The organism is Amycolatopsis sp. NPDC104863, assembly GCF_055582965.1.
On record NZ_JBVJOW010000001.1, the window covers coordinates 1,269,794 to 1,284,808 of the forward strand.

12 protein-coding genes are annotated in these 15,015 nt (G+C 70.8%); 7 read left to right on the forward strand and 5 right to left on the reverse strand.

Annotated features, from left to right (window positions below; genetic code table 11):
- The first annotated feature begins 14 nt into the window (after positions 1-14).
- The 3 genes from frc (at position 15) to ACZ63J_RS05580 (ending at position 4,853) form a co-directional block, all read left to right on the forward strand.
- On the forward strand, positions 15-1,244 hold the full coding sequence (gene frc, locus ACZ63J_RS05570; protein ID WP_465406937.1) for a formyl-CoA transferase: 1,230 nt from the start codon (positions 15-17) through the stop codon (positions 1,242-1,244).
- A complete protein-coding gene (locus ACZ63J_RS05575) occupies positions 1,245-3,371 on the forward strand; it encodes an acetate--CoA ligase family protein (RefSeq protein ID WP_465406935.1) in 2,127 nt (708 codons plus the stop codon).
- Between the two features lie 102 nt (positions 3,372-3,473).
- Positions 3,474-4,853 carry an OFA family MFS transporter gene (locus ACZ63J_RS05580; RefSeq protein ID WP_465406933.1) on the forward strand — a complete coding sequence of 460 codons (1,380 nt, stop codon included), beginning with the start codon at positions 3,474-3,476 and terminating at the stop codon, positions 4,851-4,853.
- Between the two features lie 31 nt (positions 4,854-4,884).
- Here the strand turns inward: ACZ63J_RS05580 and ACZ63J_RS05585 are convergent, their stop codons facing one another.
- Positions 4,885-5,622 (reverse strand): GntR family transcriptional regulator, encoded by a 738-nt coding sequence (locus ACZ63J_RS05585; protein WP_465304690.1) that lies wholly within the window; start codon positions 5,620-5,622, stop codon positions 4,885-4,887.
- A gap of 259 nt (positions 5,623-5,881) precedes the next feature.
- Here ACZ63J_RS05585 and ACZ63J_RS05590 point away from each other — a divergent pair, with 259 nt between their 5' ends.
- Genes ACZ63J_RS05590 through ACZ63J_RS05605 form a run of 4 tightly spaced genes read left to right on the forward strand, consistent with a single transcriptional unit; the run spans position 5,882 to position 11,412 of the window.
- Positions 5,882-6,877, forward strand: a complete 996-nt coding sequence (locus ACZ63J_RS05590; RefSeq protein ID WP_465406931.1) for a 2-dehydropantoate 2-reductase — start codon at positions 5,882-5,884, stop codon at positions 6,875-6,877.
- Positions 6,878-6,890: 13 nt separating this feature from the next.
- Positions 6,891-8,810, forward strand: a complete 1,920-nt coding sequence (locus ACZ63J_RS05595; RefSeq protein ID WP_465406930.1) for a molybdopterin oxidoreductase family protein — start codon at positions 6,891-6,893, stop codon at positions 8,808-8,810.
- Positions 8,811-8,812: 2 nt separating this feature from the next.
- Positions 8,813-10,558 (forward strand): NAD(P)H-dependent oxidoreductase subunit E, encoded by a 1,746-nt coding sequence (locus ACZ63J_RS05600; RefSeq protein ID WP_465406928.1) that lies wholly within the window; start codon positions 8,813-8,815, stop codon positions 10,556-10,558.
- On the forward strand, positions 10,555-11,412 hold the full coding sequence (locus ACZ63J_RS05605; RefSeq protein WP_465406926.1) for a 2Fe-2S iron-sulfur cluster-binding protein: 858 nt from the start codon (positions 10,555-10,557) through the stop codon (positions 11,410-11,412). Before ACZ63J_RS05600 ends, ACZ63J_RS05605 begins: the two co-directional genes overlap by 4 nt.
- 1 nt (position 11,413) lies before the next feature.
- Here ACZ63J_RS05605 and ACZ63J_RS05610 read toward each other — a convergent pair whose 3' ends face one another.
- From ACZ63J_RS05610 to ACZ63J_RS05625, 4 genes are read right to left on the reverse strand one after another with little or no spacing between them, the layout of a single operon-like run.
- On the reverse strand, positions 11,414-12,082 hold the full coding sequence (locus tag ACZ63J_RS05610) for a response regulator (RefSeq protein ID WP_465340556.1): 669 nt from the start codon (positions 12,080-12,082) through the stop codon (positions 11,414-11,416).
- Complete coding sequence (locus ACZ63J_RS05615) at positions 12,079-13,272, reverse strand: sensor histidine kinase (RefSeq protein ID WP_465406924.1); 1,194 nt, start codon at positions 13,270-13,272, stop codon at positions 12,079-12,081. Before ACZ63J_RS05615 ends, ACZ63J_RS05610 begins: the two co-directional genes overlap by 4 nt.
- Positions 13,273-13,312: 40 nt before the next feature.
- Positions 13,313-14,098 carry an ABC transporter permease gene (locus tag ACZ63J_RS05620; RefSeq protein WP_465406922.1) on the reverse strand — a complete coding sequence of 262 codons (786 nt, stop codon included), beginning with the start codon at positions 14,096-14,098 and terminating at the stop codon, positions 13,313-13,315.
- Positions 14,095-15,012 (reverse strand): ABC transporter ATP-binding protein, encoded by a 918-nt coding sequence (locus ACZ63J_RS05625; RefSeq protein ID WP_465406921.1) that lies wholly within the window; start codon positions 15,010-15,012, stop codon positions 14,095-14,097. The genes ACZ63J_RS05620 and ACZ63J_RS05625 overlap by 4 nt, the downstream gene beginning before the upstream one ends.
- Positions 15,013-15,015: the final 3 nt, after the last annotated feature.

Genomic DNA, 15,015 nt, shown 5'->3' on the forward strand with positions numbered 1-15,015 from the left:
GCGGAGGCCAACGCATGGGCAAGGCATTGGAGGGCGTCCGCGTCCTCGACATGACACACGTGCAGTCCGGACCGTCGTCGACGCAGCTGCTCGCCTGGCTCGGCGCGGACGTGATCAAGCTCGAAACCCCCGGGCGGGGCGACATCACCCGCGGGCAGCTGCGTGATCTGCCCGGAGTGGACAGTCTCTACTTCACGATGCTCAACGCCAACAAGCGCAGCATCACGCTCAACATGAAGAGCGACGAGGGCAAGGAAGTCTTCGAACGGCTCGTGTCCGGTGTGGACGTTCTCGTGGAGAACTTCGGCCCGGGGGTCGTCGACCGGTGGGGCTACCCGTGGGAGAAGCTGGCCGCGCTCAACCCGCGGCTGGTCTATGCCTCCATCAAGGGGTTCGGCCCCGGGCGCTACGCCGACTTCAAAGCCTACGAGGTGATCGCGCAGGCGATGGGCGGCGCGATGAGCACCACCGGCTTCGAGGACGGCCCGCCGACCGCGACCGGCGCGCAGATCGGCGACTCCGGCACCGGCATCCACCTGGTGGCCGCCATCCTCGCCGCGCTGTTCCAGCGGACCTCCACCGGCCGCGGGCAGCGGGTCCAGGTCGCCATGCAGGACGCCGTGCTCAACCTCTGCCGCGTGAAGCTGCGCGACCAGCAGCGCCTGACGCACGGCCCGCTCGGCGAGTACCCGAACGACCAGTTCGGCGACGAGGTCCCGCGCTCGGGCAACGCCTCCGGTGGCGGCCAGCCCGGCTGGGCGGTCAAGTGCGCGCCCGGCGGGCCGAACGACTACATCTACGTGATCGTCCAGCCACCCGGCTGGGCCCCGCTCGCCCGGCTGATCGGCAAGGACGAGCTGGCCGAGGACCCGGCCTGGGCCACACCGGAGGTCCGGCTGTCCAAACTGGACAAGATGTTCGCCCTCGTCGAGGAGTGGACCGAGAAGCACACCAAGTGGGAGGTGATGGAGAAGCTGAACGCCTGCAACATCCCCTGCGGCCCGATCCTGTCCACGAAGGAGCTGATCGAGGACGAGACCCTCGAAGAGCTCGGCTCGGTCGTGGAGGTCGCGCACCCCGAGCGTGGCAGCTTCAAGACCGTCGGCTGCCCGCTCAAGCTGTCGGACTCGCCGGTCGACATCGAACGCTCGCCGCTGCTCGGCGAGCACAACGACGAGGTGCTGGCCGAGCTCGGCTACAGCGAGACCGAGCTCGAGAAGTTCCGCGCGGCGGGGGTGATTTGAGTGGCGGATCGCGCGGCGGTCGAGAAGATCCTCGACCAGGCGGCCGCCGAGGGGCGGTCCTCGCTGACTGCGCCCGAGGGGCGTGCGGTCTGCGAGGCATACGGTATCCCGACCCCGGCCGAACGGCTGGCCACGACGGCGGCCGAAGCCGTCACCCAGGCCGAGGAGATCGGCCTGCCGGTGGTGCTCAAGATCGTCTCACCGGACATCCTGCACAAGACCGAGGCCGGCGGAGTGCTGGTCGGCCTGAAGGACGCCGAAGCGGTGAAGGCGGGCTTCGAGAAGATCCTCGACAACGCGAAGGCGTACAACGCCGGCGCGCGGATCGTCGGTGTCCAGGTGCAGCAGATGCTCACCGAGGGCCAGGAGGTGATCATCGGCTCGGTCACCGACCCGACGTTCGGCAAGATCGTCGCCTTCGGCCTCGGCGGGGTCCTGGTCGAGGTGCTCAAGGACGTCACGTTCCGGCTCGCGCCGACGAGCATCGAGGAAGCGCTGTCGATGATCGACGGTATCCAAGCGGCGGAAATACTGCGGGGTGTCCGCGGAGCGGATCCTGTAGACCGTGCCGCGCTCGCCGCCGTGATCACCGGGCTCGGGCAGCTGGTGGCGGACTTCCCGCAGCTGTCCGAAGTCGACCTCAACCCGGTGCTCGCGACCCCGCGCGGGGCGACCGCGGTCGACGTCCGGATCCTGGTCGACCCGGAGGCGGCGAAGGAGCCGGTCCGGTTCACCCAGGAGGAGATCCTCGCCTCGATGAACCGGATCATGAAACCGGCGTCGATCGCGGTGATCGGCGCGTCGGCCGAGGCCGGCAAGATCGGCAACTCGGTGATGAAGAACCTGGTCGACGGCGGTTACGCGGGGGAGATCCACCCGATCAACCCCAAGGCCACCGAGATCCTCGACCGCAAGGCCTACGCCAGCATCACCGACGTCCCCGGTGACGTCGACGTCGCGGTGTTCGCCATCCCGGCGAAGTTCGTCCCCGCCGCCCTGGAGGAGGTCGGCCAGAAGGGCGCGGCCGGCGCGATCCTCATCCCGTCCGGCTTCGGCGAGACCGGGAACATCGAGCTGCAGGACGAGGTCGTCGCGATCGCGCGCAAGCACGGCGTCCGCATCCTCGGGCCCAACATCTACGGCTACTACTACACACCCGAGAACCTGTCGGCGACGTTCTGCACCCCGTACGACGTCAAAGGCGGTGTCGCGCTGTCGTCGCAGAGCGGCGGGATCGGGATGGCGATCCTCGGCTTCAGCCGCTCGGCGAAGATGGGCGTGTCCTCGATCGTCGGCGTAGGCAACAAGGCCGACATCGACGAGGACGACCTGCTCACCTTCTTCGAGCAGGACGACAACACCCAGCTCGTCGCGATGCACCTCGAGGACCTCAAGGACGGCCGTTCGTTCGCGGAGACGGCGAAGCGGGTCTCGAAGCGCAAGCCGGTCGTGGTGCTCAAGGCCGGCCGGACGTCCCAGGGCGCGAAGGCGGCGAGCTCGCACACCGGCGCGCTGGCCGGCGACGACAAGGTCTACGACGACATCCTCCGCCAGAGCGGCGTGATCCGGGCCCCCGGGCTGAACGACATGCTCGAGTACGCCCGCGGCATCCCGCTGCTGCCCACACCGAAGGGCGAGAACGTCGTCATCATCACCGGCGCCGGCGGCTCGGGGGTGCTGCTCTCGGACGCCTGCGTCGACAACGGGCTCGACCTCATGGTGATCCCGCCGGACCTCGACGCGGCGTTCCGGAAGTTCATCCCGCCGTTCGGCGCGGCCGGCAACCCGGTCGACATCACCGGCGGCGAGCCGCCTTCGACCTACCGCAACACGATCGCGCTGGGTCTCGAGGACGACCGCGTGCACGCCCTGATCCTGGGCTACTGGCACACCATCGTCACCCCGCCGATGGTGTTCGCGGAGCTCGTCTCCGACGTCGTCGCGGAGTACCGGGCGAAAGGCATCCACAAGCCCGTCGTCGCGTCGCTCTCCGGTGACGTCGAAGTCGAGGAAGCGAGCGGCTACCTCTACGACCACGGCGTCGTGGCCTATCCGTACACGACCGAAAAGCCCGTTGCCGTGCTCGGCGCGAAGTACCGCTGGGCGCGGGCCGCGGGACTGCTCTGAACACCCTCCACAGGGGCTGGCCGACCGACTGGGAAAGGACGAAGATCCACCGCACGACGGCAACAGAGGGACACGAGTCAACGGTGACGAAAGAGAACTCTTATGACCGCAGCGACCTATCAGGAGATCGTTGACGAGAACGGACGGGTTTACCGAGTAGGTGAGAGTCCCCAGGACATCATGGGGCGCTCGCGAAGCTGGATGGTGTGGCTGCCCTGGATCGCCATGATGGCGGTCAGTGTCTTCGAATACGGCTGGGGCGCCGTCGAAGGCACCTTGGAAGAGAAGTACGGCTGGTCGTTGTCGGACGCGTTCTGGCTGGCCAGCATCTGGGCGGTCTTCCAGGCCGGGGTGGCGTTCCCGGCCGGACGGCTGCGCGAGAAGAACATCATGTCGGCGAAGACGGCCATGCTGGCCGGCGCGGTGTGCAGTGCCATCGGCTACTTCGCCATCTCGCACAGCGGCAACCTGGCGGTGGCGTTCGTCGGGTACTCGGTGCTCGGCGGCACCGGCGCCGGGCTGGTCTACGCCACCTGCATCAACATGGTCGGGAAGTGGTACCCCGAGAAGCGCGGGGCGAGGACGGGGTTCGTCAACGGCGGGTTCGCCTACGGCGCCGTCCCGTTCATCTACGTCTTCGCGGCTTTCCTGACCCCGACGAACTATTCGGTGATCCTCGACGTCATCGCGGTGTACATGCTGCTCGTCGTCGGGGTCTGCGGGTTCCTGTTCAAGGACCCGCCGAAGAGCTGGTGGCCGGCCGAGGTCGACCCGAAGAACTGGGCGGCCGGCCGGCGGTCCGCGACCGGCGGGCTGGCCAAGAACCCGCCGGCGGTGAAGCAGTTCTCCCCGATGGAGGCGATCCGGACCGGCATGCTCCCGCTGATGTGGGTGTGCCTGGTGATCATCGGCGGGGTTTCGCTGTTCGGCATCAACTTCCAGGTGCCGTTCGCGAAGGAGAGCGGGTTCGGGGCGTTCGTCGCGGCGTCCTCGGCCGGGGTGCTCTCGATCGTCAACGGCACGGGCCGCGCCGTGGTCGGCTGGGTCTCGGACCGGATCGGCCGCCGGCAGACGCTCACCGTCGTCCTGGTGATCGCCGGGGGTGCGCAGTTCGGCGTGATGTACGCCGGGAACACGCACAACCTGTTCCTGTTCATGGTGTTCGCGTTCCTGACCGGGTTCGGCGGCGGCGCGTTCTACCCGCTGTTCGCGGCGCTCGTGCCGGACTACTTCGGCGAGAACAACAACGCGTCGAACTACGGGCTGGTCTACAGCGCGAAACTGGTCGGTGGTGTCGGCGGTGGCGGGCTCGCCGCCGGGGTCATCAGCGCGTGGGGCTACACGGGCGCGTACATCCTCGCCGGGTGCATCGCGCTGCTTTCGGCGGTGCTGACGCTCTTCCTGCGCCAGCCCGGCGGGCCACGCCACCAGCTCGCCGAAACCGAGCTGGTGGCGCGACCTTCCGCCGCGACCGGCGGCTAATCCGGTAACCCGCTCCCCGGTCCTGCAGCCATCAGGACCGGGGAGCCTCCGGACGTTCGTGGTAGGCCTGGCGGGTGCGCTCGGTGTGCTTGGCCATGATCTGCTCCGCGCTGTCGGCGTCGCCGTCGGAGATCGCGTGGATCAGCTCGTCGTGCTCGTTCCACGCGTCCCGCCCGCGGGGGCGGGCGATCGGCGTGTAGTACCAGCGGACCCGGCGGTCGACCAGGCCGATCAGCTCCGCGAGCACGGCGTTGCCCGACAGGCCCGTGATGAACGCGTGGAGGGCGGCGTTGGCCGCGACCAGGCCTTCGGTGTCGTCGTCGCGCAGGGCGTTGACCCCGGCCTGCTGCAGTTCCCACAGGCGCCGGACGTCGGCCGGTGTGGCGCGGCCGGCGGCGAGCTTCGCGGAATGCGTCTCCAGCACACTGCGGACGCTCAGCAGCTGGTCGGCCTCCTCGTCGGTGGGCAGGTGCACAAAGGCGCCCTGGGCGGGCCGGAGGTCGACCCAGCCTTCGCTCTGCAGCCGCTGCAGGGCCTCGCGGACGGGCTGCCGGCTGACGCCGAGGTATTCGGCGAGGTCGGCCTCGACCAGGTGCTGCCCGGGTTCGAGGGTGCGGTTGATGATCAGCTCGGCGAGGGCTTCGTAGACGACCTGCCGCAGCGGCGCGGGCCGCTCGACGCGCTTGGCGGCGGTCGAGCTGAGCGAGCCCTTGGCCGTGCGGCGGCCGCTGGGGCCGCGGTCTTGGAGCGGGGAAGCGGGCTGGCTCACGGGACACCTCGAAGGGGAGAGGAACGCGATGATCTGCCATCAGGATACAGGTTTTGGTATGCAAAATCCCGGAATCTCACCCTCGACCGGGTGTTTCGCCCGATGTGGATCACGCCCGTGACCCATTGTGTCCGGTTTGTCGGCCTCGGCTGCGCCGCCTGAGTGGCTCGGCCCGCTCGAACGAGGAAATCTCTGGTCGCAATAGTGAATCCAGGATACTGTATGCAATTACGTGCTGGACCGAAGTGGGAGGCACATCATGAAGGTGGCTGTTCTCGGGGCCGGGGCGATCGGCGCCTACGTCGGGGCCGCGCTGCACCGCGGCGGGACCGAGGTGCACCTGATCGCCCGGAAGGCCCACCTGGCCGCGATGCGCGAGCACGGCGTCCGCGTGCTCAGCCCGCGCGGTGACTTCACCGCGCATCCGCACGTCACGGACGACCCGGGTGAAGTCGGCGAAGCCGACTTCGTCTTCCTCGGCCTGAAAGCCAACTCCTACGCCTCGTGCGGGCCCCTGCTCGCGCCGCTGCTCGGCCCGGACACCGCGGTCGTGGCCGCGCAGAACGGCATCCCGTGGTGGTACTTCCACGGCCTGAAGGGACATCCGCTCGAAGGGCGCCGGGTCGAGACCGTCGACCCGGGCGGCTCGGTGACCGCCGTGCTCGAGCTCCGGCGCGCGATCGGCTGCGTCGTCTACTGCTCCACCGTGATCGAAGAGCCGGGCGTGATCCGGCACCTGGAGGGCACCCGGTTCTCCCTCGGCGAGCCGGACGGCGAGATCTCGGCGCGCTGCAAGGTGCTCAGCGCCGCGATGATCGCCGGCGGGCTCAAGGCGCCGGTCGAACCGCGGCTGCGCGACGACATCTGGATCAAGCTGATGGGCAACGTCGCGTTCAACCCGCTCTCGGCGCTGACCCGGGCGACCATGGCGCAGATGTGCGAGCACGACGACACCCGCGCGCTCGTCGCCACGATGATGACCGAGACCCAGGCCATCGCCCGCGCGGCCGGCAGCGACCCGGGTGTCTCGGTCGAGAAGCGGATCGACGGCGCCTGGCGCGTCGGCCACCACAAGACGTCCATGCTGCAGGACCTCGAAGCGGGCAAGCCCCTCGAGATCGACGCGATCATCGGCGCGGTGGTCGAGCTCGCCCGGCTGACCGGCGTGCCGGCGCCGGCGCTGAGCCACGTGCACGCCGCCATCGGCCTGCTCGACCACACCAGCAGCACGCCCGTCCCCGTCGGGTCGCACTGAACCGGAGGTACCCGTGAAGCGCAGGAAGACCGAGCCGTCCGTCCGGCTCACCCAGCCGCTGGTGCGCGACTCCGGCGTGCTGCGGCCCGCCACCTGGGACGAAGCCCTCGACCGGGCCGCCGCCGGGATCCGCCGCACCCTCGAAGCCAAGGGGCCGGAGGCGTTCGGGATGTTCTCGTGCGCCCGCGCGACCAACGAGATGAACTTCGTCGCCCAGAAGTTCACCCGCGCGGTGATCGGCACGAACAACGTCGACTCGTGCAACCGCACCTGCCACGCCCCGAGCGTCGCCGGGCTGGCGCGGGTGTTCGACAGCGGCGGCGGCACGTCGTCCTACCAGGAGATCGAGAACGCCGACGTCATCGTGATCTGGGGCGGCAACCCGCGGGAGGCGCACCCGATCTTCTTCCACCACGTGCTCAAGGCGGTCCACAAGGGAGCGAAGCTCTTCGTCGTCGACCCGCGGCAGACCAGCACGGCGCGCTGGGCGCACCGGCAGCTGCAGCTCGAGGTCGGCACGGACATCCCGCTGGCGCATGCCATCGCCCGCGAGATCATCCACTCCGGACTGGCGAACACGACGTTCATCGAGCGTGCCACCGAGGGGTTCGCCGAGTTCGCCGCGTCGGTCGAGCCGTGGACGCTCGAGGTCGCCGAGAAGACCACCGGCGTCCCCGCCGAGCTGATCCGCGAACTGGCCCACACCTATGCCCGCGCCGACCGCGGGCAGCTGTCGTGGACCCTCGGCATCACCGAGCACCACAACGGCACCGACAACGTGCTTTCGCTGATCAACCTCGCGCTGCTCGCCGGGCAGGTCGGCCGCTACGGCGCCGGGCTGAACCCGCTGCGCGGGCAGAACAACGTCCAGGGCGGCGGCGACATGGGCGCCATCCCGGACCGGATGCCGGGCTTCCAGGACGTCCTCGACGCCGACGTCCGGGCCAAGTTCGACACCGCGTGGGGCTCGTCGATCCCGCCGCACAAGGGGCTCAACCTCACCCAGATGCTCGACGCGATGGAACGCGGCGACCTGACGTGCGTGTACATCATCGGGGAGAACCCGGTGCAGTCCGAAGCGGACTGCGAGCACACGATCAAGCGGCTGTCCAACGTGGACCACCTGGTGGTGCAGGACATCTTCCTCACCAAGACCGCGCAGCTGGCCGACGTCGTGCTGCCCGCCTCGGCCGCCTGGTGCGAGAGCGACGGCACGTTCACCAACTCCGAACGCCGGGTGCAGCGCGTCCGCAAGGCCCTCGAACCGCCGGAAGGCGCCCGCGACGACATCGAGCTGCTCTCGGAACTGGCCCGCCGGCTCGGCCACGACTGGCACTACACCGGTGGCCAGGAGGTCTGGGACGAGCTGCGCTCGCTGTCGCCGATGCACGCCGGGATGTCCTACGCACGCCTGGAAGAGCTCGGCGGCATCCAGTGGCCGTGTTACACCGAGGACACCCTCGAACCGACGTTCCTGCACGGCCGCCTCTGGGCCGACGACCCGGCCGAGCGCGGCCGCCCGGCGCCGTTCACGGTCATCGAGCACAGCCCGCCGGTCGACCTGCTCACCGAGGAGTTCCCGATCCGGCTCACCACCGGACGGCGGCTGGACTCCTACAACACCGGCGTCCAGTCCGCCGGGTTTCCGTCGCCGCTGCGCCAGGGCGAGACCCTCGACCTGTGCCCGGAGGACGCCCGATCGCTGGGCGTCGAACCCGACGAGCTGGTCCGGATCTCCTCGCGGCGCGGCGAGATCGTCGCGCCGGTGCGGCTCGACACCGGGCTCAAGCCGGGGCTGGCGTTCATGACCTTCCACTTCCCGGACGAGATCGACGTCAACGTCATCACCATCGAGGCGACCTGCCCGATCGCCGGGACTGCCGAGTACAAGGCGGCGGCGATCCGCGTCGAGAAGCTGCCCGCGGGAGTCTGACGATGGATCTCAAACTGCTCGACGCCGTCGCCACCCGCGAGGAGCGCGAGGCCGTCGCCGGGTTCGCCGGCGGCGGGCGGGACCAGCTGCTGCCCGCCCTGCACGCGGTCAACGACCGCGTCGGCTGGATCAGCCAGGGCGCGCTCAACCTCATCTGCGAGGCACTGCACGTGCCGCCCGCCGACGCGTACGGCGTGGCGAGCTTCTACTCGCTGTTCGCGCTGGAGGAGCGGCCGGAGAGGGTGGTGCACGTGTGCACCGACCTGGCCTGCCGGCTCAAGGGCGCGGACACGGTGTGCGACGTCCTCACCGAGCACGTCGGCGCCGCGGGAAAGGCGCGCGCCGGGGTCACGTGGCTGCCCAGCCCGTGCCTCGGCGTCTGCGAACGAGCCCCCGCGGCGCTGACGTTCCAGGCCGGCGATCCGGCCACGACGGAGCTGCTCGCCCCGGCGACCGGTGCGTCGGCCGTGCTGGCCGCCCAGCGACAACCGTCCGTTTCGGACGGCGCCGCCCCGGTTCTCCTCCAGAAGGAGGGACTGCGGCTGTTGCGCCGCGTCGGCGTGGTCGATCCGTCCAGTTTGGACGGCTACCGGGCGGCCGGCGGTTACGCGGCGCTGCGCAACGCCCTGCGCATGGGTGAGGCCGCGGTCATCCGCGAGGTCACCGACTCCGGCCTCCTCGGCCGAGGTGGCGCGGCGTTTCCGACCGGGCGCAAGTGGGCGGCCACGGCCGCGCAGCCCGCCGGGCCGCACTACCTGGTGTGCAACGCCGACGAGAGCGAGCCCGGCACGTTCAAGGACCGGGTGCTGCTCGAAGGCGACCCGTTCGCGCTGGTCGAGGCGATGACGATCGCCGCGTTCGCCATCGGGGCTCGTCGTGGCTTCGTCTACCTGCGCGGCGAGTACCCCCGGGCGCTGCGCCTGCTGCGCAACGCGATCGACGTCGCCCGCGAGCGCGGCTTCCTCGGCGACGGCATCATGGGCCACGAGGGGTTCTCGTTCGACATCGAGATCCGCCGTGGCGCGGGCGCGTACATCTGCGGCGAGGAGACCGCGATCTTCAACTCCATCGAGGGCTTCCGCGGGGAACCCCGCACCAAGCCGCCGTTCCCGGTAGAAAAAGGACTGTTCGGCAAACCGACCGTGGTGAACAACGTCGAGACGCTGGTCAACGTGCCGCTGATCCTCACCGAAGGCGCTGCCGCGTACCGGGCGGTCGGCACCGAAGCCTCGGCCGGGCCGAAGCTGTTCTGCCTGTCCGGGAACGTCGAAAGACCCGGTGTCTACGAGGTCCCGTTCGGGACGACATTGCGTTCGCTGCTCGAGCTGGCCGGGGGAGTGCCCGACGGCCGCTCGCTCCGCGCGATCCTGCTCGGCGGCGCGGCCGGCGGGTTCGTCCGGCCCGACGAGCTGGACCTGCCGCTCACGATGGAAGACGCGCGGGCGGCGAAGACCACCCTCGGTTCGGGGGTCGTCCTGGTGCTCGACGACCTGGCCGACCTCGGCGGGTTCCTGCTGCGGATCGCGTCGTTCTTCCGCGACGAGTCGTGCGGGCAGTGTGTCCCGTGCCGGATCGGCACCGTGCGGCAGGAGGAGGCGGTCCGGCGGGTGCTGGCGGCCGGGTCGGACGAGCGGCCGCTGCTGCGGGAGGTGGGCCAGGTGATGCGGGACTCGTCGATCTGCGGCCTCGGCCAGACCGCCTGGAACGCCATCGAATCCGCCATCGACCGGCTGGGAGCCCTCCAATGACCATTGTGGACATCGGAATCCCGCGTCGCCTGGTCGAGTTCACAGTGGACGGCGAGACCGTGCGCGTGCCGGAAGGCTCGACGATCCTCGACGCGTGCACGGCGGCGGGCAAGGACATCCCGACGCTGTGTTACGGCGACACCCTGGAACCGGCGAACGCGTGCCGCGTCTGCATGGTGGAGGTCGAAGGCTCGCGGACGCTCGTGCCGTCGTGCTCACGCAAGGCCGAGCCGGGCATGGTCGTCCACACGGACTCCGAGCGGACGCGCACGAGCCGCAAGGTCGTCCTGGAGCTCCTCGGCTCCGCCACGGACCTCTCGACGACCCCCGGCGTCGCCGAGTGGATGGCCGAGACCGGCGCCGACCCCGGCCGGTTCGGCCCGGACGCGGCCACGGTCGCGCAACCGGCTCTGGTGGACAATGAGCTGTACGTCCGCGACTACGAGAAGTGCATCCTCTGTTACAAGTGCGTCGACGCGTGCGGCGAGCAGTGGCAGAACTCGTTCGCCATCAGCGTCGCCGGCCGCGGGTTCGACGCGCGCATCTCGACGGAGTTCTCGAACCCGCTGCCCGAGAGCGCCTGCGTGTACTGCGGCAACTGCGTCGAGGTCTGCCCGACCGGGGCGCTGAGCTTCAAGCGCGAGTACGACAAGCGCGAGGACGGCACCTGGGACGAAGACCGCCAGACGCGCACGACCACGGTCTGCACCTTCTGCGGGGTCGGCTGCAACCTGACCCTGCACGTCCAGGACAACGAGATCGTGAAGGTGACTTCACCGCACGAAAGCTCGGTGACGCACGGGAACCTGTGCATCAAGGGCCGCTTCGGCTGGCAGCACGTGCAGAACAGGTAGCTCAGCGCGGCCGGACCAGGCCGGTCTCGTACGCGAGGACCACGGCCTGGACCCGGTCGCGCAGGCCGAGCTTGGTGAGAATGCGCCCGACGTGGGTCTTCACCGTCGCCTCCGACAGCACCAGCACCCCGGCGATCTCGGCGTTGGACAGCCCGGCGGCCACCTTCTCGAGCACTTCGAGCTCGCGATCGGTGAGCCGGTCGAGGCCGCGGGCGGTGGGCGGCCCGCCGTCCGGCGCCGGGTCGGGCAGGCGGTCGGCGACGGTGTCCAGCAGCCGCCGGGTGACCGTCGGGGCGACCACGGCGTCCCCGCGGGCCACCGCGCGGATCGCCGTGAGCAGGTCGTCGGGCGGCACGTTCTTCAGCAGGAACCCGCTGGCGCCGGCCTTCAGCCCGGGGAAGGCGTACTCGTCGACGTCGAACGTGGTCAGGATGAGGACCCGCGAGCGCGGTGAGTCCCGCACGATCTCGCGGGTCGCGGTGATCCCGTCCACCCCAGGCATCCGGACGTCCATCAGCACGACGTCGGGGTCGAGCTCCGCCGTGCGGGTGACCGCCGCGGCGCCGTCGGCGGCCTCGCCGACCACCGTCAGGTCCGGCTGGGACTCCAGTACGAGCCGGAAACCGAGGCGCAGCAACGGTTCGTCGTCGACGAGCAGGATGGTGATCACGAGCCGCTCCCGAACCGGCCCAGCACCCGCCAGCCGCCGCCGGGCCGCGGCCCGGCTTCGACGTCGCCGCCGGAGACGCTCGCGCGTTCGCGCATCCCGCTGAGCCCGTGCCCGCCGTCGCCGGCCGGGACCGTCGACGGCTGCCCGTCGTCGAGCACTTCGAGGGTCACGACCGGCTCGTCGTAGGTGAGGTGGATCTTCGCCGCCGTCGGGGTGACGGCGTGTTTGAGGACGTTGGTGAGCGCTTCCTGGGCCACGCGGTAGACGGCCAGCTCGACCGTCGGCGGCAGCGGGAACCGGCGTCCGGTGACCGTCCACGTCGCGGGCAGCCCGGTCGCGCGGACCTGGTTGACCAGTTCGTCGAGGGCCGCGATGCCGGGCTGCGGCGCCCGCGGGCTGTCTTCACCGGTGCGCAGCACGGTGAGCAGGCGGTGCATTTCGTCCAGCGCCTGCCTTCCCGTCGCCGAGACGTGCTTCGCGGCCGCCTCCGCCTGGGCGCCGTCGGTGCGGGCGGCGAACGCGGCGCCGTCGGCGAGCGCGATCATGACCGAGAGGTTGTGCGCGATGATGTCGTGCATCTCGCGGGCGATGCGCGCCCGCTCGCGCGCGGCCGCGATCTGGCTCTCCTGGTCGCGTTCCCGCTCGGCCCGCACCGCCCGGTCGTGCAGCGCCGCCAGGTACGTCCGCCGGATCCGGACGTTCACCCCGAGCGCGAACGCCGCGGTCACGATCGCGGTGGTGAACACCAGCCCGGCGACGACCATCGGCCACCCGGTGCTCCCGCTGAGCCCGCCCGCGGTGAGCGCGACGACCGTCGCCACCGCCGCCGGGACGCGGTGCCGGTCGCGGTGCGCGGCGACGGTGTACCCGGCGACCAGCACCGCGACCAGCGTCGGCGGGAACTGCGGCCCGGCCAGGTCCTGGGCGACCCCGGTCGCGGTCGTGACACCCAGGACGGTCAGCGGGAACCGCCGCCGGAGGGCCAGCGCCCCGAGGAGCAGCACCACCACGGCGACGAGCCACGGTCCGCGCGGCTGGGCGCCCTCGGCGCCGACCACCAGCGCGAGGAAGAGGAGGGCGAAGGCGAGCAGCAGGTCGGCGGGCGCCGGGTGCTGGCGCGCCCACGCGCGCAGCGGCTCGATGCCCGGCCAAGCGGAGCGGAACCCGGGGTCGATCGGTGCGTCGGTCACCCCGCCATCATCTCCTCCGCCCGCCGGGACGGCACCGGTTTCAGGCATCCCGCCGCTTGAGCACGAACGCGGCCGCGGTGAGCGCGACGACGACGTATCCGCAGAACCACGCGAAGCCGGTCCACGGCGGCAGGCTGAGCGCCGAGGGCCGGACGGTGATCAGCGCCTGCCCGGCGTTGCTCGGCAGGTACGGCACGACGTGCGGGACCCAGCTCTCCGGGAGCACCCCGGCGAGGCTCGGCACGATCATGACGAGCGCGACCAGCGCCGCGATGGCCCCGGCGGTGTGCCGGACCAGCCAGCCGAGCGCGACCCCGAACAGCCCGATTCCGGTCACGTAGAGCCCGACGCCGAAGACCGCCCGGAACACCCCGGGCTCGGCCAGGCTCGTCTCGATGTCCTGTGACGCAAGGAAAGCCTGCCCGCCGAGGAAGGCGGCGAAGGCGGCCACCTCGCCCGCCACGAACGCCACGGCCGCGAGCACGGCCGCCTTCGCGGCGAGCACGGGCGTGCGCGTGGGCACCGCGGAGAACGTCGAGCGGATCTGGCCGGAGGTGTACTCCCCGGACACGACGAGCACGCCCAGCACCCCGAACGCGAGCTGGACCAGGACGTACCCCTGGATGCTCAGCGCGGTCGGCTCGAGCCGCGCCCGGGTCTGCTCGCTCAGCTGTGGCCAGCGGTCTGCGTTGAGGGCGCAGGTGAGCCAGCCGAGCGCGACCATGGTCACGAGGGCCGTCATCACCGTGATCGGGGTTGACGGCAGGGACCGGAACTTGACCCATTCCGAGCGCGTGACGCGCCCGAGCGTGACACCGGTGGTCATGCGATCTGCCCTTCGGGAGTGCGGTACTCGACGGCGTCTGCGGTCAGCTCCATGTAGGCCTCTTCGAGCGAGGCCTGGACCGGTGCGAGCTCCTCCAGCGGAATGCCGTGGCGGCAGGCGAGCAGGCCGACCTCGGCGCCGGTGACGCCGTGCACCTCGAGCAGCCCGGGGGCGGCGCTGGTGACGTCGATCCCGGGCCCGGCCAGCAGTTCCCGCAGCTCGGCGGCCTGCGGAGTGCGGACGCGGACGACCTTCGCCGAAGCGCGGTCGACGAACTCCCGCACCGACGTCTGGGCGATGACCCGGCCGCGGCCGATCACCACGAGGTGGTCGGCGGTCAACGCCATCTCGCTCATCAGGTGCGAGGACACGAACACCGTGCGCCCCTCGGCGGCGAGCCGGCGCAGCAGGGTGCGGATCCACAGGATGCCCTGCGGGTCCAGGCCGTTCACGGGTTCGTCGAGCACCAGCGTCGCCGGGTCGCCGAGCAGCGCCGCGGCCACGCCGAGCCGTTGTCCCATGCCGAGGGAGAACCCGCCCGCGCGCTGGTGCGCGACGCCGGTCAGGCCGACCAGCTCGAGCACCTCCTCGACGCGCCGGCGGGGAATCCCGTTGGTGAGCGCCAAAGCGAGCAGGTGGTGGAACGCCGACCGTCCCGGGTGGACGGCCTTCGCCTCCAGCAGCGCGCCGACCTCCCGCAGGGGCGCGGGGTGGTGCGCGTAGACCTTGCCGTTGACCGTCACCGAGCCCGACGTGGGCGCGTCCAGGCCCATGATCATCCGGATGGTGGTGGACTTCCCGGCGCCGTTCGGGCCGAGGAACCCGGTCACCGCCCCGGGCTTGATGGTGAACGTCGCCCCGTCCACCGCGGTCCGGGCGCCGTAGCGCTTGGACACCGCGTGTGCCTCGATCATCCG